Consider the following 24,843-nt stretch of genomic DNA (forward strand, 5'->3'; position numbering starts at 1 on the left):
CCGCAGGACGGACCTGTCCCAGAACTGTCACTAGGGTGTCGGCGCGGGGATCCGTGCCAGGAGCTCGGGGGAGCGGCTGTGGCAGAGAAGCTGAAGCCGGGAGCGTTGGAACGACGGATGCGACGTGCGCGGTCGACGGGGCGCGCGCGGCCGGGTCCGGTCCCCGATCACGCTCGTCCGGTCTGATGGAGACGACGCGCTGGCCTCTCGTCGGTCGGGAGGCCGAGCTCCGCGTCATCACCGCTGCGCTCACCGAGCAGCGGGAGCGGAGCCTGGTGATCACCGGTCCCGCGGGCGTGGGACGGACCCGACTCGCCCGGGAGGCCCTGGTCTGCGCCGAGCGCAGGGGGCGCCCGACCGCATGGGCGGTGGCGACGAGTGCAGCGGCGCTCGTGCCGCTCGGTGCGCTCGCCCACCTGCTGCCCGCGGTGGACAACGGCGCCTCCGGGCTGGTCCTGCTGCAGCGGGCGACCGCGGCTCTCGCCGGGGACGGCACCGGCCCGACCCCGGTCCTCGGCGTCGACGACGCCCACCTGCTCGACCCGATGTCGGTGACCCTCCTGCACCAGCTCGCCGCGAGCGGCGCCGTCACCCTGGTCCTGACGGTGCGCACCGGAGCGGCCGAGCCGGATCCGGCCGCGCCCCTGTGGAAGGACGGGTTGGCCGACCGAATCCAGCTGGAGCCGTTGCGCCGCACCGAGCTGGTCCGGCTGGTCGGCCACGTGCTCGGCGGGGACGCGGACACCCGGACGGGCCAGCGACTCTGGCAGCTCAGCCGCGGCAACCCGCTGTTCCTCCGGGAACTCGTGGAGGACGGGATCCGGACCGGTCGGCTGAGGGACTCCGAGGGGCTGTGGCGGTGGGAGGGCGCCATGCTGCCCTCGCAGCGCCTGTGCGAGATCGTGCTGGCCCAGCTCGGCCGGTTGGACGCGGAGGAGTGGCGGGTCCTGGAGGTGCTCGCCACCGCCGAGCCGCTGCCGGCGCGTCAGGTCGAGGCGCTCAGCAGCAGCGAGGTCGTCGCCCGGCTCGAACGGCGGGGCGTCGTCGTGGACAGCGCCGACGGGTCCCCGGGGTGCCTCCGTGCGGCCCACCCGCTGTACACCGAGGTCGTCCGGAACGGCGCACCGGAGGCGGTGCTGCGGCGCATCCGGCGCCAGCTCCTCGACGAGCCGGGACACGGTCGGTCCCCGGAACAGACGGCGGCCCGATGCCTCGCGTTGCTCGACGGCGGCGAGCCGGCGCCGGATGCCGGACAACTGACCGAGGCCGCCCGGACAGCGGCCGCCGTCCTCGACCACCGCCTCGCGGAGCGGCTCGCACGGGCCGCCATCGAGGCGGGCGGCCGACCCGAGGCGCACCGCACGCTGCTGGAGGCCACGGCCTGGCCGAGCTCGCCGGCGGAGACCGAACGGCTCGCCGTGCAGGCCACCGTGGCCGCAGCCACGGACGACGACCGGGCCGAGTCCACGGTGATCCGGGTGCTCAACCTGGCGTGCGCGCTCGGTCAGGTGGAACGGGCACAGGCGGTGCTCGACGAGGCGGCGTCGGCGGTCCGGTCCGAGCGGGCGCACTGCGTCCTCGCGGCGACCGGAGCGGTCCTGGCCTTCTGCGGCGGGCACCCGCTCCGGGCCGTCGAGGAGGCGACGGCCGTGCTCTCGTCCGCACCGAGGAACGGACCGGCCCGGCAGCTGGCGACCGCGGCGGCCGCGCTGGGCCTCACGGTCACCGGTGCTCCGCGGTCGGCCCTGGCGCGGGTCGCGGAGGGGCGAGCAGGGCTCGCGTGGCCGGACCGGGCGGGCGTACCGGCCTTCGTGCACCTGGCCTTGGCGCAGGCCGAGATCATGGCGCTGTTCCTGGGCGGCCGGGCGCGGGACCTCGAGTCCCGCGCGGTCGACCTGCACCGGCACAACCTGGCCGGACCCGAGTGGTGCGGCGACGCGGTCGCCTCCCTGCACTGCGGCTGGGCCGCGCTCGTCGCCGGCCGGGTGCGGGGGGCGGTGCGCTGGCTCGTGGAGGCCCGCGCGGGTCTGCGCAGGGCCGACCCGCTCGGTCTGCTGCAGCTGTGCTGTGCCCAGCTCGCGGTGGCGCGGTCGCTCCTCGGCGACAGAGCCGCGGCCCGCCAGCTCGTCGCCGAGCTCGACGACCCCCTCGACACCGCGCTGCCGGCCTACACCCCCTTCGTCCTCTTCGCACGTGCGGTGGTGACCGGTGCCGAGGGACACACGGTCGAGGCCACCCGGCTCAGCCGGGAGGCCGCCCGCAGCGCTGCGGACCAGGGCCAGGTGGCGACCGAGGCGTTCATCCTCCACGCCACCTACCGGTTCGGGCGTCCGCGCCATGCCGCCGACCGGCTCCGGGTCCTGGCCCGGCGCCTGGAGTCGACCTTCGTCACGGACCTCGCCGACCACGTGGCGGCGGTCGCGGCCGAGGCCGGCGACGACCTGGACCTGCTCAGCCGCCACTTCGAAGAGGCCGGGCTGCTGCTGACGGCCGCGGACGCCGCCGCGGAGGCGGCCGCTGCCCACGAGCGGCGCGGCGCGCGGCGCCCGGCGGCCACGGCCATGACGCGGGCCGTCACGCTGGCCCGCGAGTGCGGGCTGTCGGGCAGCCCGTCGCTGGGGGCACTGCTGCCTCCGTCCCTCACCGCGCGGGAGGAGGAGGTGGCCCGCCTCGCCAGCTGTGGGCTGAGCAACATGCAGATCGCCGACCGGCTCGTCGTGTCGGTGCGGACCGTCGAAGCGCACCTCTCCCACATCTACGGCAAGCTCGGCATCACCGGCCGCAGCGAGCTGTCCGACGCGCTCGTGGACCCGCGGCCGCGCGGCGGTCCGGGGGAGTCCGCGCTGCGCGGTCCGCGGCTGTCCGCGCGGTCCTGAGCGCGGAGGGCCGACCGTCCCGACCGGCTCCTCCGAGCCCTCGGCGTCCCGGCGGCTCGGGAGGGGGACCTGCTTCAGCGCGGGCTGCGGCGACGCTCCCAGTTGGGGTTGGGCTCGTCCTCGTCCTCGTCGCCGCCGAAGCCGACGACGCTCTCCATGCCGGGGGAGAGCACGCCCCACTCGATGAGCCGGCTGGTCAGCTCGTCGGGGCTCATGTCGTAGATGATCGCCAGCGACTTGAGGTCCTCGGCGCGGATCGAGAGGACCTTGCCGTTGTAGTCGTGCCGCTGCGCCTGGATGGTCGAGGCGTAGCGGGCCAGCGGACCGGCCTCGTCGGCGGGCAGCGAGCCCAGCGACTCCAGGTTGAGCACGATCTTCGTCGTCGAGGTGACCGCGGAGCTCGGCCGCGGGTCGGGGAGCAGCTCGGAGACCGGGACGCCGTAGAAGACGGCCAGCTCGGAGAGCCGCTGCACGGTCACCGCCCGGTCGCCGCGCTCGTAGGAGCCGACGACGACGGCCTTCCAGCGGCCGTGCGACTTGTCCTCGACTCCCTGGAGCGAGAGCCCCTGCTGGTTGCGGATGGCGCGGAGCCGGGCACCGAGGGCCCGTGAGTAGTCGGTGCTCATCGCTTCCTGCTCACTGTCCGTCGTCGTTGGGGGGTTGTCGTCACTGACCGTACTGGTCGAACGCCTCCAGCGACACCAGGACCATCCTCCCGGGTCACGAGGGCCCGATCGCGTCCCCTTCCCGGCGCGGCGCCGGTCACGTCCGCGGGCCTCGTCCGGGGTCGACGCTGCGTCGAGGTCGAGCCCCGGACCGGCGGCGGCGCGGGTTCCACCCGGACGTGCAGTACCGTCGGCGTCGGTCCACCCGCTCCTTTAACGACCCGTCCCGTGAGGCGGGGAAGGAGGCCTGATGGCCGGCTCGTCCCCGGCTGCCCCGGTCAGCCCGCCGGGAGCGCTGCTCTCCGCCGCCGACGTCGCCCGCGTGGTCGACCGGATGGCCCACCAGCTCATCGAGAGGTGCGGCGGGGGTGGGAGGGCGGGTGACGACCGACCGACCCTCGCCGACCTGGTGCTCGTCGGCATCCCCACCCGCGGCGCCCCGCTGGCGCGCCGGCTGGCCGCCCGCGTCGAGGCGTTCTCCGGCACCCCCGTCGACGTCGGCACCGTCGACATCACCCTCTACCGCGACGACCTGCGGATGCGCGGCGTGCGGGCACTGGAGGACACCGTGCTGCCCGACCGCGGCATCGACGGCCGGCTGGTCGTGCTCGTCGACGACGTCCTGTACTCCGGCCGGTCGGTGCGTGCGGCGCTGGACGCCCTGCGCGACCTCGGGCGGCCCCGCGCGGTGCAGCTGGCCGTGCTGGTCGACCGCGGCCACCGCGAGCTGCCGATCCGCGCCGACTACGTCGGCAAGAACGTGCCCACCTCGCGCAGCCAGTCGGTCAGGGTGCACCTCACGGAGGTCGACGGAGCCGACGAGGTGCTGGTCACGGAGGCTCAGCGGTGAAGCGGCACCTGCTGGAGGCCGCCGACCTCGACCGCGCCGACGCCACGCTGGTGCTCGACACCGCCGCGCAGATCGACGCCGCGCTGGCCGGGCGCGAGGTGAAGAAGCTGCCCACCCTGCGCGGGCGCACGGTGGTCAACCTCTTCTACGAGGACTCCACCCGCACCCGGATCTCCTTCGAGCTGGCCGCCAAGCGCCTCTCCGCCGACGTGCTCAACTTCTCCGCCAAGGGCTCGAGCGTCTCCAAGGGCGAGAGCCTCAAGGACACCGCCCTGACCCTCGAGGCGATGGGCTCGGACGCGGTCGTCGTCCGGCACTCGGCCTCCGGCGCGCCGCACCGGCTGGCCACCTGGGTGCGCGGCAGCGTGGTCAACGCCGGCGACGGCACCCACGAGCACCCCACCCAGGCGCTGCTGGACGCCTACACCATCCGCTCCCGCCTCGGCCGGCTCGAGGGGGTGCGGGTGGCGGTCGTCGGCGACGTGCTGCACAGCCGGGTGGCCCGCTCCAACGTGCGGCTGCTGTCCACCCTCGGCGCGGAGGTCACCCTCGTCGCCCCGCCGACGCTGCTGCCGGTCGGCGTGGGCAGCTGGCCGGCGGAGGTCTCCTACGACCTGGACGCCGTGCTGCCCAAGGTCGACGTCGTCATGATGCTGCGGGTGCAGGCCGAGCGCATGACCGCCTCGTTCTTCCCCAGCGCCCGCGAGTACAGCCGCCGCTACGGCCTCGACGCCCGCCGGATGGGCGTGCTGTCCGACGACGCGATCGTCATGCACCCGGGCCCGATGAACCGCGGGATGGAGATCGCCGCCGAGGTGGCCGACTCCGCCCGCTCCACGATCGTCGAGCAGGTCGGCAACGGGGTCTCCGTGCGCATGGCCGTCCTGTACCTGCTGCTGGGAGGCGCCCCCTCGTGAGCCAACCCCACGAAGCCACCCCCCGACGTTGCTCCGCTCCGCTCCACAACGCCGCGGGGACCCGGGCGACCGCTCCGCTGGCGCTCCACGTCCCCGCGGGGACCCCGGCGTGACGGTCCTGATCACGGGAGCGCGCCCCTACGGGGAGGACGCCGCCGACCTCCTGCTCCGGGACGGCCGGATCGCCGCGATCGGCGAGTCGCTGTCCGTGCCCGGCGCGCAGGTCGTCGACGGCACCGGCCTGGTCGCGCTGCCCGGCCTGGTCGACCTGCACACCCACCTGCGCGAGCCCGGGCGGGAGGACGCCGAGACCGTCGAGACCGGCAGCCGGGCCGCGGCGCTGGGCGGGTACACCGCGGTGCACGCGATGGCCAACACCGACCCGGTGGCCGACACCGCCGGCGTCGTCGAGCAGGTGTGGCGGCTGGGCCGCGACGCCGGGCTGGTCGACGTCGTCCCGGTCGGGGCGGTGACCGTCGGGCTCGCGGGCGAGCGGCTGGCCGAGCTCGGCGCGATGGCCGACTCCGCCGCCCGGGTGCGGGTCTTCTCCGACGACGGGCACTGCGTCGCCGACCCCGCCCTCATGCGCCGGGCGCTGGAGTACGTCAAGGCCCTCGACGGCGTCGTCGCCCAGCACGCCGAGGAGCCGCGGCTGACCGTCGGCGCGCAGATGCACGAGGGCGAGCGCTCCGCCCGCCTCGGCCTCACCGGCTGGCCGGCCGCCGCCGAGGAGGCGGTCATCGCCCGCGACGTGCTGCTCGCCGGGCACGTCGGCGCGCGGCTGCACGTCTGCCACGTCTCCACCGCCGGATCGGTGGAGATCCTCCGCTGGGCGAAGGAGCGCGGCGTCCAGGTGACCGCCGAGGTCACCCCGCACCACCTGCTGCTCACCGACGCGTGCGCCGAGGGCCACTCCGACGGCGGCGGCAGGTGGGGTCCCTACGATCCGGTGTTCAAGGTCAACCCGCCGCTGCGCACCGACGCCGACGTCGAGGCGCTGCGGGCCGGGCTGGCCGAGGGCGTTCTCGACTGCGTGGCCACCGACCACGCCCCGCACGCGGTGGAGGACAAGGAGACCGAGTGGGCCAGCGCCCGGCCCGGCATGCTCGAGCTGGAGCAGGCGCTGTCGGTCGTCGTCGCCACCATGGTCGAGACCGCCCGGCTCGACTGGCGCGGCGTCGCCGACCGCATGTCGGTCCGCCCGGCCGCGATCGCCCGCCTGGACGGGCACGGCCGCCCGCTGGCCCCGGGTGAGCCGGCCAACCTGCTGCTGCTGGACCCCGGCGCGCGGTCGGTCGTCGACCCCTCAGGCCTGGCCAGCCGCAGCCGCAACAGCCCCTACGCCGGCCGGGAGCTGCCCGGCCGGGTGGTCGCGACGTTCCTGCGGGGGACGCCGACCGTTCTGGACGGGAAGGCGGTCAGGTGACCCAGGCGATCCTCGTGCTCGAGGACGGGCGCACGTTCCGGGGCGAGGCCTACGGCGCGGTGGGGACGACGCTCGGCGAGGCGGTGTTCGCCACCGGGATGACCGGCTACCAGGAGACGCTCACCGACCCCAGCTACGCCGGCCAGATCGTGGTGATGACCGCCCCGCACATCGGCAACACCGGAGTCAACGCCGAGGACGACGAGAGCCGCCGCATGTGGGTGGCCGGCTTCGTCGTCCGCGACCCCGCCCGGCGCCCGGCGAACTGGCGGGCCACCGGCACCCTGGACGACGAGCTGGTCGCCCAGGGGGTCGTGGGCATCAGCGGCATCGACACCCGGGCGCTGACCCGCCACCTGCGCGAGCGCGGCGCGATGCGGGCCGGGATCAGCAGCGAGGGGCTCCCGGCCGACGAGCTGCTGCTGCGGGTGCGGTCGTCGGAGAGCATGACCGGCGCGGACCTGGCGCCCACGGTCACCGCCAACGACCCCTACGTCGTCCCGGCGGTGGGGCAGCGGCGGTTCACCATCGCCGCGCTCGACCTCGGCATCAAGACCGCCACCCCGCGCCACCTGGCCGCCCTCGGCGTGGAGACGCACGTGCTGCCGGCCACCGCGACGCCTGCGGACCTGCTCGCCGCCGGCCCCGACGGCGTGTTCCTCTCCAACGGCCCCGGCGACCCCGCCGCGGCCCACTATGCGGTCGCGGCGGTGCGCGGGGTGCTCGACGCCGGCCGGCCGCTGTTCGGCATCTGCTTCGGCAACCAGATCCTCGGCCGGGCGCTGACCTTGAGCACCTACAAGCTGCGCTTCGGCCACCGCGGGCTCAACCAGCCGGTGCTCGACCGGGTCAGCGGCACGGTGCGGGTGACCAGCCACAACCACGGCTTCGCCGTCGACGCCCCGCTCGACCGGCCCACCGACACCCCCTACGGCCGGGTCGAGGTCAGCCACGTGGGTCTCAACGACGACGTGGTGGAGGGGCTCGCCTGCCTCGACGTCCCGGCGTTCAGCGTGCAGTTCCACCCCGAGGCCGCGGCCGGCCCGCACGACGCCGCACCGCTGTTCCAGCGGTTCGTCGACCTGATGGAGGACGCCCGCCGGGGCCGGGACGCGGTGAGCCCGGCGCCGACGGTCGAGCACAGCACGGGGGAGAAGAGCGCCTGATGCCCAAGCGGACCGATCTGACGCACGTCCTGGTGATCGGCTCCGGGCCGATCCTCATCGGCCAAGCCGCCGAGTTCGACTACTCCGGCACCCAGGCCTGCCGGGTGCTCAAGGCCGAGGGGCTGCGGGTCAGCCTGGTCAACAGCAACCCGGCGACGATCATGACCGACCCCGAGGTCGCCGACGCCACCTACGTCGAGCCGCTCACGCCGGAGTTCGTCGAGAAGGTCATCGCCAAGGAGCGCCCCGATGCGCTGCTGGCCACCCTCGGCGGGCAGACCGCGCTCAACACGGCGATCGCGCTCCACGAGAACGGCGTCCTCGACGAGTACGGCGTCGCGCTCATCGGTGCCGACGTCGAGGCCATCAACCGCGGCGAGGACCGGCAGCTGTTCAAGGACATCGTCCGCTCCGTCGGCGCCGACGCCCCGCGCTCGCGGGTGTGCGCGAGCGTCGAGGAGGCGCTGCAGACCGCCGCCGAGGTCGGCTACCCGGTGGTCGTCCGGCCGAGCTTCACCATGGGCGGCCTGGGCTCCGGCTTCGCCACCGACGAGGAGGCGCTGCGCCGGATGGCCGGTCACGGGCTGGCCGACTCACCGGTCTCCACCGTGCTCGTCGAGGAGTCGGTGCTCGGCTGGAAGGAGTACGAGCTCGAGCTGATGCGCGACCGCAGCGACAACGTGGTCGTCATCTGCTCGATCGAGAACGTCGACGCGATGGGCGTGCACACCGGCGACTCGGTGACCGTCGCCCCGGTGATGACCCTCACCGACGTCGAGTACCAGCGCATGCGCGACGTCGGCATCGCGGTGCTGCGCGCGGTCGGCGTGGACACCGGCGGCTGCAACATCCAGTTCGCCGTCCACCCGGAGACCGGACGGCTGGTCGTCATCGAGATGAACCCGCGCGTCTCCCGCTCCAGCGCGCTGGCCTCCAAGGCCACCGGGTTCCCGATCGCCAAGATCGCCGCCAAGCTGGCCATCGGCTACACCCTCGACGAGATCACCAACGACATCACCGGCGTCACCCCGGCCGCCTTCGAGCCGGCGCTGGACTACGTCGTCGTGAAGATCCCGCGGTTCGCGTTCGAGAAGTTCCCCGGCGCCGACCCGCGGCTGACCACGACGATGAAGAGCGTCGGCGAGGTCATGGCCCTGGGCCGCAACTTCCCCGAGGCGCTGGGCAAGGCGATGCGCTCCACCGAGACCAAGGCCGCCGGCTTCTGGACCGGTTCGGCCTGGGGCGGTGGGGCGGGTGGGGACACGGCGACCCGGTCGGCCGCCGAGCTGCTCGAGGCGCTGCGCACCCCGGTCGACGGGCGGCTCTACCTGGCCGAGGCCGCGCTGCGCGCCGGCGCCACGGTCGAGCAGGTCGCCGGGGCCAGCGGTTTCGACCCGTGGTTCGTCGACCAGGTCGCGCTGGTCGGCGAGGTCGGCGCCGAGGTGGCGGGCGCGCCGTCCCTCACCGCCGAGGTGCTGCGGAAGGCCAAGCGGTACGGCCTGAGCGACCGGCAGGTCGCCGCGCTGCGCCCGGAGCTGGCCGGGGAGGACGGCGTCCGCACGCTGCGCCGGCGCCTCGGCGTCCGGCCGGTCTACAAGACCGTCGACACCTGCGCCGCCGAGTTCGCCGCCCGCACCCCCTACCACTACTCCTCCTACGACGAGGAGACCGAGGTCGAGCCGCGGGAGCGCCCGGCGGTGCTCATCCTCGGCTCGGGGCCGAACCGGATCGGGCAGGGCATCGAGTTCGACTACTCCTGCGTGCACGCGGTGATGGCGCTGCAGGACGCCGGCTACGAGGCGGTGATGGTCAACTGCAACCCGGAGACCGTCTCCACCGACTACGACACCGCCGACCGGCTGTACTTCGAGCCGCTGACCTTCGAGGACGTCCTCGAGGTCTACGAGGCCGAGTGCGCCGCCGGCCCGGTCGCCGGCGTCATCTGCACCCTGGGCGGGCAGACCCCGCTGGGCCTGGCGAGGAGGTTGAAGGAGGCATCCGTACCGGTGCTGGGGACCGCCCCGGAGGCGATCGACGCCGCCGAGGACCGCGGCGCCTTCTCCCGGGTGCTCGCCGACACCGGGCTGCCCGCGCCCGCGCACGGCACCGCGACCACCTTCGCCGAGGCGCGGGAGATCGCCGCGGCCGTCGGCTACCCGGTGCTGGTCCGCCCCTCCTACGTGCTCGGCGGGCGGGGCATGGAGATCGTCTACGACGACGCCACGCTCGAGGCCTACATCGCCAAGGCCACCGACGTCAGCCCCGCGCACCCGGTGCTGGTCGACCGGTTCCTCGAGGACGCCGTGGAGATCGACGTCGATGCCCTCTACGACGGCTCCGAGCTCTACCTCGGCGGCGTCATGGAGCACATCGAGGAGGCCGGGATCCACTCCGGGGACTCCGCCTGCGCGCTGCCGCCGATCACGCTGGGCCCGGCCGACCTGGTGCGCATCCGCGCCGCGACGGAGGCGCTGGCCGCGCGGATCGGCGTCCGCGGGCTGCTCAACGTGCAGTACGCGGTCAAGGACGACGTCCTCTACGTGTTGGAGGCCAACCCGCGGGCCAGCCGCACGGTGCCGTTCGTGTCCAAGGCCACCGCCGTCGCGCTGGCCAAGGCCGCGGCCCGCATCGCGGTGGGGGAGTCGATCGCCGACCTGCGCGCCGCCAGGGTGCTGCCGGCGTCCGGGGACGGCGCCGACCTGCCCGAGGACGTGCCGATCGCGGTCAAGGAGGCGGTGCTGCCGTTCCACCGGTTCCGCACCGTCGAGGGGCAGAACGTCGACACCGTGCTCGGCCCGGAGATGAAGTCCACCGGCGAGGTCATGGGCCTCGACGCCGGCTTCGGGACGGCGTTCGCCAAGTCGCAGGCTGCCGCCTACGGCTCGCTGCCCACCGGGGGGACGGTGTTCGTCTCGCTGGCCAACCGGGACAAGCGGGCCGCGATCTTCCCGGTCAAGCGGCTGGCCGACCTCGGGTTCCGGGTGCTGGCCACCGCCGGCACCGCGCAGGTCCTGCGCCGCAACGGCGTGGCCTGCGAGGTGGTCGGCAAGTTCAGCGAGGGCCCGGGCAACGTGGTGGAGCGGATCCTCGCCGGGGACGTCGACATCGTGGTCAACACCCCGTTCGGGTCGCCCGGCAACAGCGGGCCCCGGCTGGACGGCTACGAGATCCGGACCGCGGCGGTGAGCCAGGGCGTCCCGTGCATCACCACGGTGCAGGGCCTGGCGGCCGCGGTGCAGGGGGTGGAGGCGCTGCGCCGGGGGGACGTCGGCGTCCGCAGCCTGCAGGAGGTCCATGCCGGTCTCAGAGCCGCGCTGACCGCCGGAGCCCGCCCGTGAGGGGCCGAAGTGGCCACTTTGGCCCCTCGCCGAGCGGCCAAAGTGGCCACAATGGCCGGCTGCTGACCGAGCCGGCGCCGGTTGCCGCCCGGCCGCCGGTGCAGCGGGTGGTCGAGGTGGTCGCGGCCCGGCCGGTCGGCGCCTACGTCGAGCTCACCCTCGCCGCCCCCGACGTCGCCGAGCGGGCCGAGCCGGGCCAGTTCGTCGCCTTCGCCGTCGGCGGGCCGACCTCGGCGATGCTGCTGCGCCGGTCGATCGCGATCGCGGGGGCGGCCAACGGCGCGGTGACCGTCGTCGTCGCGCCGCACGGACCCGGCTCCACCTGGCTGGCCGGGCTGCGGCCGGGGGACGCCGTCGACGTGGTCGGCCCGCTCGGCCGGCCGTTCCCGCTGCCGGCCCCCGGGACGCCCGCCCTGCTGGTCGGCGGCGGCTACGGCGCGGCGGCCCTGGTCGGCCTGGCCGCCCGGCTGCGGGAGCGCGGGTCCCGCGTGGTGCCGGTCGTCGGCGCCGCGTCGGCCGACCGGCTGTGCTCGGTCGACGACCTGGGCGTCCTCGCCGGCATCGTGTGGATCACGACCGACGACGGGAGCGAGGGGCGCCAGGGGCTGGTGACCGTGGCCGTGGAGGAGCAGCTCCCGGACGCCGGCGTCGTCTACGCCTGCGGACCGATGCCGATGCTCCGGGCGGTCGCCGACCTGGCCACCGCGGCCGGGGTGCCGTCCTACGTCGCGGTCGAGGAGGCCATGGCCTGCGGCATCGGGGTCTGCATGACCTGCGTGCTCCCGGTGGTGGGGTCCGACGGGCGCACCCGGTTCGCCCGCTCCTGCACCGAGGGGCCGGTCTTCGGCGGTGACCGGGTGCGCTTCGCCGACGTCGGACGGCTGCGGCCGGACGTCGTCGGCGCCGACGCGATGGGAGTGGTCGCCCCGTGAGCTCTTCCGCGCGTCCACATCGGCGATCTGGTCACCAAGAGGGCGACATGGCGACCACATCGCCGATCTGGCTGCCAGGTGAGACCCCTGTCGACATGACCACGGCGCTCGGCAAGGCCGAGATCCCGAGCCCGGTGCTCACCGCGTCGGGCTGTTCGGCGTTCGGCCGGGAGCTCGAGCCCTTCGTCGACCTGACCGCGATCGGGGCCGTCGTCACCAAGTCGGTGCAGCTGCGCCCCCGCTCCGGCCGGCCGACGCCGCGGATGGCCGAGACACCCAGCGGGATGCTCAACTCCATCGGCCTGCAGGGCCCCGGCATCGACGGCCTGCTCGCCGACGAGCTGCCCTGGCTGGCCGAGCGCGGCGTCCGCGCGTTCGTCTCGATCGCGGGCACCCGCGCCCGCGACTTCGCCGAGCTCGCCACCCGGTTGCGCGGCGCCCCCGGCGTCCTCGGGCTCGAGGTCAACATCAGCTGTCCGAACGTCGAGAGCCGCGGCGAGGTCTTCGCGTGCGACCCCGTCGCCGCCTCCGACGTCGTCAGCGCCGTCCGGGAGGCCGCCGACCCCGCCCAGCCGGTCTACGCCAAGCTCAGCCCGGACGTCACCGACATCGTGCGCGTGGCTCGCTCGGTGGTGGACGCCGGCGCCGACGGCCTGTCGATGATCAACACCCTGCTCGGGCTGGTCATCGACCCCGACACCATGCGGCCGGTGCTCGGTGGCGTCACCGGCGGGCTCTCCGGCCCGGCGATCCGGCCGGTCGCCCTGCGCTGCGTCTGGCAGGTGCACGCCGCGTTGCCGCAGGTGCCGATCCTCGGCATGGGCGGGATCCGCAGGGGCCTCGACGCGCTGCAGTTCGTCCTCGCCGGGGCGTCGGCGGTCAGCGTCGGCACGGCGGTGTTCTCCGACCCCTCCGCGGTCGCCCGGGTGCACGACGAGCTGGCGGGCGCCCTGGCCGCCCGCGGGTTCGCCACCCTGTGCGACGCCGTCGGGTACGCGCACCGATGAGGGAGCCGTTCGGCCGGCGGCTGGCCGACGCCGTCGCCGTCCGCGGCCCGCTGTGCGTCGGCATCGACCCGCACGCGCCGCTGCTGGAGCGCTGGGACCTGCCCGACTCCCCTGCGGGCCTGGCCCGCTTCACCGACGTCGTCGTCGACGCCCTCGCCGGCTCGGTCGCCGTCCTCAAGCCGCAGCTGGCCTTCTACGAGCGGCACGGCTCGCGCGGCCTGGCCGTGCTGGAGGACGCCGTCGCCCGGGCGCGGGACGCCGGCGCGCTGGTGCTGCTCGACGCCAAGCGCGGCGACATCGGCTCGACGATGGACGCCTACGCGGACTGCCTGCGCCCCGGCCACCCGCTGCACGCGGACGCGATGACGGTCAGCCCCTACCTCGGCCCGGGCGCCCTGCAGCCGGCCGTCGACACCGCCCGGCAGTCCGGCGGCGGGCTGTTCGTGCTGGCCCGTACGTCCAACCCGGACGCCGGCACGCTGCAGTCCGCGCGGGTGGGGGAGCGGACCGTCGCCCAGGTCGTCGTCGACACCGTGCGCTGCTGGAACACCCCCGACTGGGTGGTCGGCGACCCGCTGCCCGACGTCGCCGCCGTCCGCGACACCGCGAGCCGGTGGGGGCCGGCGACCGGCTCGTTCGGCGTCGTCGTCGGCGCCACGCTGCGCGCGCTGGACGTCGACCTCACCGGTCTCGGCGGCCCGGTGCTCGCTCCCGGGCTGGGCGCGCAGGGCGGGTCGGTCGCCGACCTGCGCCGGCTGTTCGGCGACGGCCTGGTAGCCGGCGCGGCCGTCGTCCCCACGGTGTCACGGGATGTGCTCGCCGCGGGTCCCGACCGGGCCGGGCTGCGCGCCGCCGCGGAGCGCTGGGCCGCCGAGCTGGCCGGCTGAGCTTGCCGGGCAGCCTTCTTCCGGCCGCGTCACCAGGGGGTTCGGTGCAGCCGTCGGCGTGTCGTCCTCCGGTGTGTCGGACGGACCCGTCCGCTGCACCGCCGGCTGCACCATGGTGCGCTCGCGCTTGTGACCTGCGAGGATGACGCACGGTCACCACTGGTCGACACGGAGAGTGGAGGCCGCCTCACCGACCGCTCGAAACCCGCGATGCGGACGGACGTGACCTGCGCATACACCGGGAACTAGGTTGACCGCCAGGCTCAGCAGCGAGCCCTGACCCCGACACAGCCCCGAGCCCCGACCGGTCGAAGACGTTGGCCGGCGACGACAGATTGGGTCGCACCATGCCACTCCCTGACCTGTCCCCCGAACAGCGCGCCGCAGCACTGGAGAAGGCCGCGGCCGCCCGCAAGGCCCGCGCCGAGCTGCGGGAGCGACTCAAGAGCAAGGGCGCCACCGTCGCCGACGTCCTCAAGCAGGGCGATACCGACGAGGTGATCGGCAAGATGCGGGTCTCCGCGGTCCTGGAGTCCCTGCCCGGGGTGGGCAAGGCACGCGCGGCGAAGATCATGGAGCGCCTCGAGATCTCGCCCACCCGCCGGGTCCGCGGCCTCGGCGCCAACCAGCGCCGGGCGCTGGAGCAGGAGTTCGGCGGCAAGGAGATCGTCCCCGAGCAGGTCCCCGAGGGCGCCGTCTGACCGTCGAGGGCACCGCAGGCACCACCTCGCACCCGACCCGCGACGTGGACCGACGAGCGGTGGAGGCCGCCCCCGCCCGCCTGACCGTCCTCTCCGGACCCTCCGGCGTGGGCAAGGGCACCGTGGTGGCCGAGGTGCGGCGCCGGTACCCCGGCGTGTGGGTGTCGGTGTCGGCCACCACCCGCCGTCCGCGCCCCGGTGAGGTCGAGGGGGTGCACTACTCCTTCGTGAGTGACGCCGATTTCGACCGGCTGATCGTCGAGGACGGCCTGCTCGAGTGGGCCGAGTACGCCGGCAACCGCTACGGCACGCCGGTCGCCCCGGTGCGCGAGCGGCTCGCCACCGGGGCGCCGGCTCTGCTGGAGATCGAGCTGCAGGGCGCCCGCCAGGTCCGCGCGCGCGACCCCGGGGCCCAGCTGGTGTTCCTCGCGCCGCCGTCGTGGGGCGAGCTGGTCAGCCGGCTGGCCGGCCGTGGCTCCGAGCCGCCCACCGTCCAGGAGCGGCGGTTGGCCATCGCCCAGGCCGAGCTGGACGCCGCCGGGGAGTTCGACGTGGTGGTGGTCAACGACGACGTCGCCCGGGCCGCGGACGAGTTGGTATGGTTGCTGACTGCGCCGTAGCCCGGCCGTCCGGTCCGGCGTGCCGACGCCTCCGAGTGATGGGGCCCGGTCCGCCCCCCCCCGACACTCCCGTCCGACGATCGCTGAGGAGCACGCCCGCCCGTGTCCGGAGTCGCACCTGCCCCCGAGGGCATCACCAACCCGCCGATCGACGAGCTGCTCGAGCGCACCAGCAGCAAGTACGGGCTGGTGATCTTCGCCGCCAAGCGCGCGCGGCAGATCAACGCCTACTACAGCCAGCTCTCCGAGGGCCTGCTCGAGTACGTCGGCCCGCTGGTCGACACCGCGCCCCAGGAGAAGCCGCTGTCGATCGCGCTGCGCGAGATCAACGAGGGCCTGCTCACCCACACTGCCGGCGATCACTGAAAGGACCCTCCTGCCCCCCACCGTTCGCAGGCTCGCGGCGGGACCCTGCAGGAGGGCCGCCCGTCCTCCCCACCCTTCGCAGGCTCAGGGTGGGACCCGGGACGGGGCCGCCCCTGCCCCCCGCCGTTCGCAGGCTCGGGGCGGTGCCCGGGACGGGGCCGCGGCGGGCCCCTGCAGAGGGGCCGTTAGCGGGGGCCGGCCCGGACGAGGGGACTGGGACTGGAGAGGACGCACCCGGCAGCACCTGCCGGGTGGGTCCTCGGGTGAGGAGGATCCGGTGGACGAGCCGGCCAGCACCCGCGGAGCACGGCCGTGAGCCGGATCGTGCTGGGCATCGGTGGGGGCGTGGCCGCCTACAAGGCCGCGCTGCTGCTGCGGGCGTTCACCGAGGCCGGGCACGACGTCCGCGTCGTCCCGACGCCGGCGGCGCTGCGCTTCGTCGGGGCCGCCACCTTCGAGGCGCTGTCGGGCAACCCGGTCACCACCGACGTCTGGGACGACGTCGACGAGGTGGCCCACGTCCGCATCGGGCAGACCGCCGACCTGGTCGTGGTCGCGCCCGCCACCGCCGACCTGCTCGCCCGGGCCGCCGCCGGCCGCGCCGACGACCTGCTCACCGCCACCCTGCTCACCGCGCACTGCCCAGTGCTCTTCGCCCCGGCCATGCACACCGAGATGTGGCTGCACCCGGCCACCCGGGACAACGTCGCCACCCTGCGCCGCCGCGGCGCGATCGTGCTACCGCCCGCGGTCGGCCGGCTCACCGGCCCCGACTCCGGCCCCGGGCGGTTGCCCGAGCCCGCCGACGTCGCCGCCCTCGCCCTGGTCGTGCTCGGCTCCGGCTCGGCCGCCCTGGCCCCGGACCTCGCCGGCCGCAGGGTCGTGGTCAGCGCCGGGGGCACCCGCGAGCCGCTGGACCCGGTCCGCTACCTCGGCAACCGCTCCTCGGGGCGGCAGGGGTGGGCGCTGGCCCGGGTCGCCGCCGCCCGCGGCGCCGAGGTCGTCCTGGTGGCGGCCAACGTCGAGCTGCCGGCCCCGTTCGGCGTCCGCGTCGTGCCGGTCGGCACCGCCGAGGAGCTGCGCACCGCGGTGCTCGCCGAGTCGGTCGAGACCGACGTCGTCGTCATGACCGCCGCGGTCGCCGACTTCCGGCCCGCGGCGGTCGCCGGCACCAAGCTGAAGAAGAACAGCGCCGCTGAGCCGAGCGCGGTGCCGCTGGTGCGCAACCCCGACGTCCTCGCCGAGCTGGTCGCCAAGCGCCCGACCGGCCAGCTGGTCGTCGGCTTCGCCGCCGAGACCGGGGACGACGAGGGCGACGTGCTCACCCACGCCCGCGCCAAGCTCGCCCGCAAGGGCTGCGACCTGCTGGTGGTCAACGACGTCTCCGGCGGCCGGGTGTTCGGCCGGCCGGACAACGCCGCCGTGGTGCTCGCCGCCGACGGCACCGCCACCGAGCTGCCCGAGGGCAGCAAGGACGCCGTGGCCGCCGGCATCTGGGACGCCGTCGTCCCCCGTCTGCCCTGAGCCGCCCACCCCGCCGCCGCCCACTGACCCGCGCCGGCGCCGGTGCACGCCGGTAACGTGCACCCGACGCACCGCCCACCTCCGGGCGCCCGCCGCCCCGACACCGAGACCAGGGAGTACCGAGTGCCACGCCGCCTCTTCACGTCCGAGTCGGTGACCGAGGGCCACCCGGACAAGATCGCCGACCAGATCAGCGACGCGATCCTCGACGCCATGCTGGCGCAGGACCCGCGCAGCCGGGTCGCCGTGGAGACCCTCATCACCACCGGCCTGGTGCACGTGGCCGGCGAGGTCACCACCGAGGGCTACGTCGACATCCCGTCGATCGTCCGGGACACGATCCTCGGCATCGGCTACGACTCCTCCCGCAAGGGCTTCGACGGGGCCTCCTGCGGGGTCAGCGTCTCCCTCGGCTCGCAGTCGCCGGACATCGCGCAGGGCGTCGACACCGCCTACGAGGCGCGCACCTCGGGCGACACCGAGGACGAGGTCGAGCGGCAGGGCGCCGGCGACCAGGGCCTGATGTTCGGCTACGCCACCGACGAGACCCCCGAGCTCATGCCGCTGCCGATCGCGCTGGCGCACCGGCTGGCGCGGCGGCTGGCGGCGGTGCGCAAGGACGGCTCGGTGCCCTACCTGCGGCCCGACGGCAAGACCCAGGTCACCGTCGTCTACGAGGACGACCGGCCGGTCGCCGTGGACACCGTGGTGGTCTCCTCCCAGCACGCCGAGGACATCTCCATCGAGCAGCTGCTCACGCCGGACGTGGAGGAGCTCGTCGTCGAGCCCGAGCTGGCCGGCCTCGGCCTGCCCACCACCGGCCACCGGCTGCTGGTCAACCCCACCGGCAAGTTCGTCATCGGCGGCCCCATGGGTGACGCCGGGCTGACCGGCCGCAAGATCATCGTGGACACCTACGGCGGCATGGCCCGCCACGGCGGCGGCGCCTTCTCCGGCAAGGACCCGTCGAAGGTCGACCGGTCGGGCGCCTACGCGATGCGCTGGGTGGCCAAGAACGTCGTCGCCGCCGGGCTGGCCCGCCGCTGCGAGGTCCAGGTGGCCTACGCGATCGGTGCGGCGCACCCGGTCGGCCTGTTCGTGGAGACCTTCGGCACCAGCACGGTGCCGGAGGAGGCCCTGGAGAAGGCGATCACCACGGTGTTCGACCTGCGGCCGGGCGCCATCGTCCGCGACCTGGACCTGCTGCGCCCGATCTACCGGCCGACGGCCGCCTACGGGCACTTCGGCCGGTCCGACGCCGACTTCCCGTGGGAGCGGCTGGACCGGGTCGGCGCCCTGCGGTCGGCCGCGGGGGCCTGAAGGGCCACCCTCCTCCCACGCCTCGGAGAGGACCCCTCTGCCCCCACTGCTCGCAGGCTCGCAGCGGGACCCTGCAGAGGGGCCGGCCGTACCCGGGAGGGGGCCTCGGGACGGGGGCCGGGACGGGGTCCTTCTCCGGTGGGGGACAAGGGAGTCCTGCCTCGACCCTCGCAGGCTCGGAGCCGGGCCGGGACGGGGCCGTGGGAGCGTCGCAGCGCCGTCATACCCCGCGGCGACACTGCCGGGTGACCGCCACGCCCGCCGAACGGAGACCCCGCTGACCTCGGCCCCGCCCCGGCTCGCTCCCGCCGGCCCCGACCCGGACACCCGCCTCCCGCGGGTGGCCCGGGTCGTCGTCGACGTGCCCCTGGCGCACCTCGACCGGCCGTTCGACTACGCCGTCCCCGAGACCATGGCGGCCGAGATCCGGGCCGGCTGCCGGGTGCGGGTCCGGTTCGCCGGGCAGCTGGTCGACGGGTTCGTGCTGGAGCTCGGCGAGACCAGCGGGCACGGCGGGGAGCTGGCGCCGCTGGCCAAGCTGGTGTCGCCGGAACCGGTGCTCACCGCCCAGGTCGCGGCGCTGGCCCGCTCGGTCGCCGACCGCTGGGGCGGCACGGCGACCGACGTCCTGCGGCTGGCCGTCCCGCCCCGCCGTGCCGCCGCCGAGAAGCGACCGGCGGCCGAGCCGCCCCCACCGCCGCCCGTGCCGGACCCGACCGGCTTCGCCCGCTACCCGACCGGCCCGGCGCTGCTGGCCGCCGTCGCCGAGGGCCGCCCGGCCCGCGCGGTCTGGACGTCGCTGCCCGGCGAGGACTGGCCGGCCCGGCTGGTCGAGCTGTGCCAGGCCGCGCTCTCCGGCGGCCGCGGCGCGCTGGTCGTCGTCCCCGACGGCCGCGACCTGGACCGGCTGGCCACCGCCGCCGAGGCTCGACTACCGGCGGGCTCGGTCGCCGTGCTGCGGGCCGACGCCGCCCCCGACGCGCGCTACCGCCGCTTCCTGGACGTCGTCCGGGGCAGCGCGCGGGTGGTGCTCGGCGCCCGGGCCGCGGTCTACGCGCCGGTGGCCGACCTCGGGCTGGTCGCGGTCTGGGACGACGGGGACGACCTGCACGCCGAGCCGCGCGCCCCCTACGCGCACGCCCGCGACGTCCTCCTGCACCGCGCCCACCTGGCCTCCTGTGCGGCTGTCGTGGCGGCGACCGCACGCACCGCCGAAGCCCAGCTGCTGGTGGAGAGCGGCTGGGCGCACGAGCTGGTCGCCGACCGAGCCACCCTGCGCGCCGCCGCGCCGCGGGTGCAGGCTCTCGGCGACGACGCCGAGCTGGCCCGCGACCCCGCCGCCCGCACCGCCCGGCTGCCCAGCCTCGCCTCCCGCGTGGCCCGGCAGGCCCTCGCGGACGGCGCACCGGTGCTGGTGCAGGTGCCGCGGGCTGGGTACGCGCCCGGGCTGGCCTGCGAGCGGTGCCGCGCCCCGGCCCGCTGCCGGGTGTGCTCCGGGCCGCTGGGCGTCTCCCCGACCCCCGGGCCCGGCGGGTCGCGGGTACCGGCCTGCCGCTGGTGCGCCCGCCCGGCCGCGACCTTCGCCTGCCCGCACTGCTCCGGCACCACGCTGCGCGCCTCGGTCGTCGGCGCCGCCCGCACCGCCGAGGAGCTGGGCCGGGCCTTCCCGGGGGCCGCGGTGCGGGTCTCCGGCCGCGGCTCCGGCGTGCTGCCCTCGGTGCCCGGCACGCCCGCGCTGGTCGTCGCCACCCCGGGCGCCGAGCCGATCGCCGAGGGCGGCTACGGCGCGGCGCTGCTGCTGGACTCCTGGGCCCTGCTCGGCCGGGCCGACCTGCGAGCCGGGGAGGAGACCCTGCGCCGCTGGATGAACGCCGCCACCCTCGTGCGGCCGGCGTCGGCCGGCGGGCAGGTCGTCGTCGCCGCCGACGCCGCCCACCCCGTCGTCCAGGCGCTGGTCCGCTGGGACCCGGCGTGGCTGGCCGCCCGGGAGCTCGCCGACCGCCGCGAGCTGGGGTTCCCGCCGGCCACCCGCATCGCGGCGCTGTCGGGTTCGGGGGCCGCGCTGGCGGAGTTCCTCGACGCGGCGCGGCTGCCGGCCGACGCCGAGGTGCTCGGCCCCGTCCCTGAGCCGCCGCGCCCCGGCCAGGAGGGAGAGCGGGAGCGCTACCTGGTGCGGGTCCCGCGCGGGGAGGGGGTGGCGCTGGCGCGCGCGCTGGCCCAGGTGCAGGGGGTCCGCAGCGCGAGGAAGGCACCCGAGCACGTCCGCGTGCAGCTGGACCCCCTCGACCTGGTGTGAGCGCCCGCGTGTCGGTGCAGGTGGCGGACCGGGAGCGGCTGACCACGGGCTCCTCGACGTCCGCCGTGGTCACCATGCCCTCGCCGTGATCATCGGTAGGTGGCCGTCCGACGCGCCGACCGGGGTCGCCACCTGACGGTGACCACGGACGGACGGGCCGCCGAGGTCGGGGCCGGAGGGAGCGCCGGCCGGTCCTGCCTAGGATCGACCGGTGAGCGTGACCCCCATCCGGCTGCTGGGCGACCCGGTGCTGCGCACCCCGGCCGCCCCGGTCGTCGACTTCGACCGGGAGCTGCGCCGGCTGGTCGCCGACCTCACCGACACCATGTTCGCCGCCGGCGGTGCGGGGCTGGCCGCTCCGCAGATCGGCGTCGGGCTGCGGGTCTTCACCTGGTACGTCGACGGCGAGGTCGGGCACCTGGTCAACCCGCAGGTCACGCCGGTCGGCGAGGACGCCCAGGAGGGTCTGGAGGGCTGCCTGTCCATCCCCGGGTTCGCGTTCGACTGCCGCCGCTCCCTGTACGTGGCCGCGACCGGCTTCGACGCGTTCGGCGAGCCCGTGCGGGTCGAGGGCTCGCACCTGCTGGCCCGCGCGGTGCAGCACGAGGTCGACCACCTCGACGGGGTGCTCTTCGTCGACCGGCTCGACGCCGAGGCCCGGGCCGCGGCACTGGCCGCGATCGCCGAGGCCGAGTGGGCCGGCGCGCAGGCGTGGACGCCGCGCGTGGAGGTCAGCCCGCATTGAGGCTCCTGTTCGCCGGGACGCCGGAGGCCGCCGTCCCCTCGCTGGAGCTCCTGCTCGGCTCCAGCCACGAGGTCGCCGCCGTCCTCACCCGGCCCGACGCCCGCTCCGGCCGCGGCCGGACGGTGAGCCGCTCCGCGGTCGCCGAGCGGGCCGACGCCGCCGGCGTGCCGGTGCTCCAGCCGCGCTCCCCGCGCGAGCCGGGCTTCCTCGAGGAGCTCGCCGACCTCGCCGTCGACTGCGCGCCGGTGGTGGCCTACGGCGCCCTGGTGCCGCAGGCAGCGCTGGACCTGCCGCGCCACGGCTGGGTCAACCTGCACTTCTCGCTGCTGCCGGCCTGGCGCGGTGCCGCGCCGGTGCAGCACGCGGTCATGGCCGGCGACGAGGTCACCGGTGCCTCCACCTTCCGGCTGGAGGCCGGGCTGGACACCGGCCCGGTGTACGGGGTGGTCACCGAGCCGATCGGCCCCCGGGACACCGCCGGCGACGTGCTCGGCCGGCTGGCGGTCAGCGGCGCCCGGCTGCTGCTGGTCACCCTCGACGGCATCGCGGCCGGCACGCTGGTGCCCCGGCCGCAGCCGGCCGAGGGGGTCAGCTCCGCGCCGCGGATCGAGCCGGCCGACGCCCGCGTCGACTGGGCGCTGCCCGCCTCCGTCGTCGACCGCCGCGTCCGCGGGGTCACCCCGGCGCCCGGCGCGTGGACCACCTGGCGCGGCGACCGGCTGCGGCTGGGCCCGGTCGAGCCGCAGCCGTCGTCGACCGGGCTGGTCCCGGGGGAGGTGTCGGTGGGGCCGGACGGCGTGCTGGTCGGCGCCGGCTCCGGTGCGGTCCGGCTCGGCCAGGTGCAGCCGGCCGGCAAGCGGATGGTGCCGGCCGCCGACTGGGCCCGCGGCGCCCGCCCGGCGCCCGGCGAGCGGTTCGGCGCGCAGGAGGGGGCGTGAGCGCCCCGCGGCGGGGCAACCGGCGGCCGCCGTCCCGCCGGCGCCGGCCGGTGCTCGACGGTGCCCGGCTGACCGCCTACGACGTCCTCGACGGGGTCTCCTCCCGCGCCGCCTACGCCAACCTGCTGCTGCCCCAGCTGCTGCGCGAACGCGAGGGCGACCTCACCTCCCGCGACGCGGCGTTCGCCACCCAGCTGGCCTACGGCACCCTGCGCGCCCAGGGCACCCTCGACGCGGTGCTCGCCCGGCTGGTCGACCGGCCGCTGGACGCCCTCGACCCGCGGGTCCTCGACCTGCTCCGCCTGGGCTCCCACCAGCTGCTCGACCTGCGGGTGCCCGCCCACGCCGCCGTCGACACGACGGTGGCGCTCACCCGGGCGATCGTCGGTACCGGCGCCTCCGGCCTGGTCAACGCGGTGCTGCGCAGGGTCGCCGACGGCGGGGACCGCGCGGCCTGGCTCGACCGGCTCGACGGCGACGCCGAGCAGCGGCTGGCGCTGGCCACCGACCACCCGCGCTGGATCGTCGGGGCCTGGCGGGACGCGCTCGGCGGCGAGGAGGAGCTCGAGGCCGCCCTGTTCGCCGACGACGCCGCCCCCGAGGTGCACCTGGTCGCCCGGCGGGTGCCCCGCGAGCAGCTGGTGGAGGAGTCCGGCGGCACCCCGGGCCCCTGGTCGCCGTACGCCGTCCGGCTGGGCAGCGGTGACCCGGCCCGCGTGCCGTCGGTGCGCTCCGGCGCCGCGGCGGTGCAGGACGAGGGCAGTCAGCTCGCCGCGCTGCTGCTCACCCGCGCGCCGCTCGAGGGCTCCGACGCCGCCTGGCTCGACGTGTGCGCCGGGCCCGGCGGCAAGGCCGCCCTGCTGGCCGCCGTCCGGCCCTCCGGGGTGCGGCTGACCGCCGCCGACCGCGCACCGCACCGCGCCGAGCTGGTCCGGCAGGCGCTGCGCGGCGAGGACGACGTCGAGGTGCTCGTCGCAGACGGCAGGACGCCGCCGTGGGCCCCGGGCTCCTTCGACCGGGTGCTGCTCGACGCGCCCTGCACCGGGCTGGGCGCGCTGCGCCGCCGTCCCGAGGTGCGCTGGCGGCGGACGCCGGACGACGTGCCGCCGCTGGTGGAGCTGCAGACGGCGCTGCTGGACGGCGCGCTGGCCTCGGTGCGCGTCGGCGGTGTGGTGGCCTACGTGACCTGCTCGCCGCACGCGGCCGAGACCGTCGCCGTGGTCGACGCCGCCACCCGCCGCGACGACGTCGAGGCGCTGCCGGTCGCGCCCCTGTTCCCCGAGGTGCCCGACGTGGCGCGCGGAGAGCACGGGCAGCTGTGGCCGCACCGGCACGGCACCGACGCGATGTTCATGGCGCTGCTGCGCCGCACCCGCTGACGACCCGTGTCCGCCGGGGCCCGGGAACTCCCGGGCTCCGGCGGGCGACTCCAGCACCGTGACCTCCTCACGCCCGGCTGCGCGCCGGACCCTCACCACCGCCCTGCTCGCCGCCGTCCTCCTCGCCGCCGGTACCGGTACCGCCTCCGCGCACGTCGAGGTCAGCGCGCCCGGGGCCGTGGCCGGCACCGGGCCGGTGGCCGTGACGTTCGCCGCCGAGGCCGAGTCGCCGGATGCGGGTGTCGCCGCCGTGGCGACCCAGCTCCCGCAGGGCATCGCCCCCGCGGACGTCACCCTGGCCTCCGGCCCGACGGGGTGGGCGCTCGCCCCCACGGGGGACGGGTTCCAGGTCACCGGGCCCGCGCTCGCCGTCGGTGAGGACGCCGACTACTCCGTCACCGTCGCGCAGCTGCCCGCCGGCACGACCGAGCTGGTGTTCCCCACCGTGGTGCGCTACACCGACGGCAGCGAGGACGCCTGGATCGAGCAGGCGGCCTCCGGCGCTCCGGAGCCGGAGATGCCCGCGCCGGTCCTGACCGTCGCCCCGGGAGCCCCGGCGCCGGCGACGAGCGCGGCCACCTCCGCGCCGGCGAGCACCCCGGCCACCTCGTCGGCAGCGGCGAGCACCCCGGCCACCGCGGTCGCGGCCGGCGACGGGACCGGCACCGGCTGGTTCGTCGGCGGCGCCGCGGTGGTCGTCGCCGCTCTCGCCGCCGGCCTGTGGTACCGCCGCTCCCGCGCGGGGAGGTGATCGCGCCGCGGGCCTAGTACTACAGGGCTACAACCTGGAGCCTGAGTCGTCGTCGGAAGTGATGGCGGCGTGCGTCGGCTTGGTGCTCGCGACGATAGGTCGACCATCGTAGAGCCGTGTGGATCCGCCGTTTTCGCTG

20 protein-coding genes are annotated in these 24,843 nt (G+C 76.0%); 19 read left to right on the forward strand and 1 reads right to left on the reverse strand.

Features of this window, described 5'->3' with window-relative positions:
* Positions 1 to 185 precede the first annotated feature (185 nt).
* On the forward strand, positions 186 to 2,876 hold the full coding sequence (locus DQ238_RS16910) for a LuxR C-terminal-related transcriptional regulator (RefSeq protein WP_113782426.1): 2,691 nt from the start codon (positions 186 to 188) through the stop codon (positions 2,874 to 2,876).
* A gap of 74 nt (positions 2,877 to 2,950) precedes the next feature.
* Here the strand turns inward: DQ238_RS16910 and DQ238_RS16915 are convergent, their stop codons facing one another.
* Positions 2,951 to 3,502, reverse strand: coding sequence for a transcriptional regulator (locus DQ238_RS16915; RefSeq protein WP_113782427.1), 552 nt, complete (start codon positions 3,500 to 3,502; stop codon positions 2,951 to 2,953).
* 289 nt (positions 3,503 to 3,791) lie between these two features.
* Between DQ238_RS16915 and pyrR the strand changes: the two genes are divergently transcribed.
* The 18 genes from pyrR (at position 3,792) to DQ238_RS17005 (ending at position 24,704) form a co-directional block, all read left to right on the forward strand.
* Positions 3,792 to 4,391, forward strand: a complete 600-nt coding sequence (pyrR, locus tag DQ238_RS16920) for a bifunctional pyr operon transcriptional regulator/uracil phosphoribosyltransferase PyrR (protein WP_113782428.1) — start codon at positions 3,792 to 3,794, stop codon at positions 4,389 to 4,391.
* Positions 4,388 to 5,308 carry an aspartate carbamoyltransferase catalytic subunit gene (locus DQ238_RS16925; RefSeq protein WP_113782429.1) on the forward strand — a complete coding sequence of 307 codons (921 nt, stop codon included), beginning with the start codon at positions 4,388 to 4,390 and terminating at the stop codon, positions 5,306 to 5,308. The genes pyrR and DQ238_RS16925 overlap by 4 nt, the downstream gene beginning before the upstream one ends.
* Before the next feature lie 109 nt (positions 5,309 to 5,417).
* Positions 5,418 to 6,734, forward strand: coding sequence for a dihydroorotase (locus tag DQ238_RS16930; RefSeq protein ID WP_113782430.1), 1,317 nt, complete (start codon positions 5,418 to 5,420; stop codon positions 6,732 to 6,734).
* Positions 6,731 to 7,900: a glutamine-hydrolyzing carbamoyl-phosphate synthase small subunit gene (gene carA, locus DQ238_RS16935; protein ID WP_113782431.1), complete on the forward strand. Its 1,170-nt coding sequence runs from the start codon at positions 6,731 to 6,733 to the stop codon at positions 7,898 to 7,900. Before DQ238_RS16930 ends, carA begins: the two co-directional genes overlap by 4 nt.
* The gene (gene carB / locus DQ238_RS16940) at positions 7,900 to 11,238 is read left to right on the forward strand and encodes a carbamoyl-phosphate synthase large subunit (RefSeq protein ID WP_113782432.1); all 3,339 of its coding nucleotides are present in this window, start codon (positions 7,900 to 7,902) and stop codon (positions 11,236 to 11,238) included. The genes carA and carB overlap by 1 nt, the downstream gene beginning before the upstream one ends.
* Positions 11,235 to 12,170, forward strand: a complete 936-nt coding sequence (locus DQ238_RS16945) for a dihydroorotate dehydrogenase electron transfer subunit (protein WP_233496041.1) — start codon at positions 11,235 to 11,237, stop codon at positions 12,168 to 12,170. The genes carB and DQ238_RS16945 overlap by 4 nt, the downstream gene beginning before the upstream one ends.
* 95 nt (positions 12,171 to 12,265) lie before the next feature.
* Positions 12,266 to 13,177 carry a dihydroorotate dehydrogenase gene (locus DQ238_RS16950; protein WP_233496042.1) on the forward strand — a complete coding sequence of 304 codons (912 nt, stop codon included), beginning with the start codon at positions 12,266 to 12,268 and terminating at the stop codon, positions 13,175 to 13,177.
* Positions 13,174 to 14,064 (forward strand): orotidine-5'-phosphate decarboxylase, encoded by an 891-nt coding sequence (gene pyrF / locus DQ238_RS16955; RefSeq protein WP_113782434.1) that lies wholly within the window; start codon positions 13,174 to 13,176, stop codon positions 14,062 to 14,064. Before DQ238_RS16950 ends, pyrF begins: the two co-directional genes overlap by 4 nt.
* Positions 14,065 to 14,411: 347 nt before the next feature.
* The gene (mihF, locus tag DQ238_RS16960; protein WP_113782435.1) at positions 14,412 to 14,765 is read left to right on the forward strand and encodes an integration host factor, actinobacterial type; all 354 of its coding nucleotides are present in this window, start codon (positions 14,412 to 14,414) and stop codon (positions 14,763 to 14,765) included.
* 59 nt (positions 14,766 to 14,824) lie between these two features.
* On the forward strand, positions 14,825 to 15,385 hold the full coding sequence (gene gmk, locus DQ238_RS16965) for a guanylate kinase (protein WP_233496043.1): 561 nt from the start codon (positions 14,825 to 14,827) through the stop codon (positions 15,383 to 15,385).
* Between the two features lie 102 nt (positions 15,386 to 15,487).
* Positions 15,488 to 15,751: a DNA-directed RNA polymerase subunit omega gene (gene rpoZ, locus DQ238_RS16970; RefSeq protein WP_113782437.1), complete on the forward strand. Its 264-nt coding sequence runs from the start codon at positions 15,488 to 15,490 to the stop codon at positions 15,749 to 15,751.
* A gap of 312 nt (positions 15,752 to 16,063) precedes the next feature.
* A complete protein-coding gene (coaBC, locus tag DQ238_RS16975; RefSeq protein WP_113782438.1) occupies positions 16,064 to 17,275 on the forward strand; it encodes a bifunctional phosphopantothenoylcysteine decarboxylase/phosphopantothenate--cysteine ligase CoaBC in 1,212 nt (403 codons plus the stop codon).
* A 123-nt stretch (positions 17,276 to 17,398) separates the two neighbouring features.
* Positions 17,399 to 18,595: a methionine adenosyltransferase gene (gene metK, locus DQ238_RS16980; protein WP_113782439.1), complete on the forward strand. Its 1,197-nt coding sequence runs from the start codon at positions 17,399 to 17,401 to the stop codon at positions 18,593 to 18,595.
* 340 nt (positions 18,596 to 18,935) lie between these two features.
* On the forward strand, positions 18,936 to 20,891 hold the full coding sequence (locus DQ238_RS24265; protein WP_113782440.1) for a primosomal protein N': 1,956 nt from the start codon (positions 18,936 to 18,938) through the stop codon (positions 20,889 to 20,891).
* A 211-nt stretch (positions 20,892 to 21,102) separates the two neighbouring features.
* A complete protein-coding gene (def, locus tag DQ238_RS16990) occupies positions 21,103 to 21,636 on the forward strand; it encodes a peptide deformylase (RefSeq protein WP_113782441.1) in 534 nt (177 codons plus the stop codon).
* Positions 21,633 to 22,574: a methionyl-tRNA formyltransferase gene (locus DQ238_RS16995; protein ID WP_113782442.1), complete on the forward strand. Its 942-nt coding sequence runs from the start codon at positions 21,633 to 21,635 to the stop codon at positions 22,572 to 22,574. Before def ends, DQ238_RS16995 begins: the two co-directional genes overlap by 4 nt.
* Entirely contained in the window at positions 22,571 to 23,953 is a 1,383-nt protein-coding gene (locus tag DQ238_RS17000) for an RsmB/NOP family class I SAM-dependent RNA methyltransferase (protein WP_113782443.1), read from the forward strand. Before DQ238_RS16995 ends, DQ238_RS17000 begins: the two co-directional genes overlap by 4 nt.
* Before the next feature lie 58 nt (positions 23,954 to 24,011).
* Entirely contained in the window at positions 24,012 to 24,704 is a 693-nt protein-coding gene (locus DQ238_RS17005) for a DUF1775 domain-containing protein (protein ID WP_113782444.1), read from the forward strand.
* Positions 24,705 to 24,843 lie beyond the last annotated feature (139 nt).

Origin of the sequence: Geodermatophilus sp. TF02-6 (genome assembly GCF_003319115.1) — a bacterium.
Lineage (GTDB): Bacteria > Actinomycetota > Actinomycetes > Mycobacteriales > Geodermatophilaceae > Geodermatophilus.